This is a genomic window from uncultured Chitinophaga sp. (assembly GCF_937898475.1).
Lineage (GTDB): Bacteria > Bacteroidota > Bacteroidia > Chitinophagales > Chitinophagaceae > Chitinophaga.
Window position 1 is genome coordinate 1 of the sequence record NZ_CALEJS010000027.1, and the last position, 2185, is coordinate 2185.

1 protein-coding gene is annotated in these 2185 nt (G+C 48.7%); it reads right to left on the minus strand.

The window, feature by feature from the left end:
- The coding region (locus tag Q0577_RS18425) for a condensation domain-containing protein (protein ID WP_298738830.1) at positions 1-2185 on the minus strand (2185 nt) is incomplete at both ends.

The following is a 2185-nucleotide window of genomic DNA, read 5'->3' on the forward strand; positions in this document are numbered from 1 at the left end:
TTGAGGCCATCCTGCGAATCGATGAACATAAACGTCAGGTCAAACTTGCTCACCGTCTGCGTGCCGGCGTCGAAAGGGCTTATCTTCAGTCCTCCGGGCAGTTGATCTGAGTTGATCTTTCTTTCTTTATTATCATGATAATCTATGAGCACATCAAACAGGGGACTACGACTCATATCCCTTTGCAGTTGCAGGTCGTCAATGAGCTGGTCAAAAGGATATGCCTGATGCTCATTGGCATCCAGCGTTACCAGACGCGCACATTGCAACAGCTGATTAAAGGACATACCATCCTGTAGCTGAAGGCGTAAGGGTAGTGTGTTGAGATAGAAACCGATTTGATCTTCCAGATCAGCATGTTGCCTTCCGGCTATCGGACTTCCAATAATAATGTCCTGCTGGCCGCCGTATTGATGTAGCAGGCTCGTTACGGTAGCCACCAACCCCATAAACAGCGTCGCATTCTGCGCGCGGCAGAGCGTCTTGAGTCCGGATGCTGAACGGCTGTTCAGCCCTTTGTAAATACGGTTGCCATTGTAGCTCTTAACAACAGGCCTGCTTTTATCCAGGGGGAGTACAATCACCGGCAGCCGGCCTTCCAGTTGTTTGCGCCAGTAGGATTTGTGCAATTGAAATTCGTCTCCCTGAAATTGTTCCTGCTGCCAGCAAGCGTAATCCTTATATTGTATTTTCAGCGGGTCTAGTGACGGTTGTTCGCCGCTGCTATAGGTACTATATAATAACAGGAGTTCCCGGATAAGAATCTCCGCAGACCATTCATCGCTGCAGATATGATGCATCACACAGGTAAATACCCATCGCCTTGTATCTACCTGGAAAAGCGCAGCCCGGATCAAAGGTCCTTTGCTAAGATCAAATGATTGCTGATGGTACTGCTGGATATATTCCAGCAACACTTCTTCCGATTGCCCTTGCAGATCTTTACAGTGCACCTGGAAAGCATCGGAGTCAGCGGGCAAAACAAGCTGCCTGGGTTCTCCCTGATCATTTACCCTGAACACGGTACGCAGACTTTCATGCCGCCGTATCAGGCTGTTGAACGCAGCAGAGAGTGCAGTGATATCAAGATCTCCGTCAAAGCTGTATGCAGCAGGCATCTTATAAGCTACACTGCCTTCCTCAAACTGGCTGAGTACCCATATCCTGCGTTGGGCAGAGGAGAGGGGATAATCAGCCATCGGTGGCGCTGTTGGTATGAGAACGAAGTTTGTTTTGGTGGCCAGCTGAATAAGCCGCGCCTGGTCTGCCAGGTGCTTTTGGGCAAATATATCTTTGAGCTCCATTTTAACATGGAATACCCGTTGTAACTGGCTCAACAGCCGGATGGCCGTTAAGCTGTGACCGCCCAGATCGAAAAAGTTGTCATTGATCCCAATCTTTTCTTTGCCAAGTATGTCATGCCAGATCTCAGCAAGCTGCCATTCTACCTCATTTGCAGGAGGTACGTATATGGCATTCCCTCCGAGGGCTGTATCGCCGGGCGCAGGTAATTTTTTCTTATCTACTTTCCCATTGCTGGTTAAAGGGAGGACTTCCAGCTGCATGTAATAGACTGGCAGCATATAAGCAGGTAAGCAGCTTGTAAGATGGTTGCGGATCCCTGCTATATCCAGCTGCCGCTTAGCGCTAAGATAGGCTGCCAGTTCCGGCTCACCGGCAGTATTAAGCACGGTGGTCACCACAGCTGCTGAAACATCCGGCAGGATCAAAAGTGCATTTTCAATCTCTCCAGGCTCAATACGATATCCCCTGATCTTTAACTGTTCGTCTTTTCTACCTATGTATTGTATCTCACCTTGTGGTAGCCATCTTCCCAGATCACCGGTTCTGTACATAAGACTGCCAGTTCTGTAAGGATTAGGAACAAATTTTTGCGCAGTAAGCTCGTGGTTATTGAGATATTGTTTTGCCAGTCCTGCGCCTGCAATGCAGATCTCTCCTGTCACACCAATGGGACACAGCTGCCCAGCCTCTCCAAGGATAAATATCTCTGTAGCCGTAATGGGTTTGCCGATCAGTATCTGCGGATCATCTTCCTGGAGCTCTTTTACGATACATCCTACTGTAGTTTCAGTAGGCCCGTATTCGTTATATACCGCCATGCCTGAGTTCAGTAACTTCAATATGCGCACCTGTTCCTTCGTCACTTGTTCGCCACCCAGGA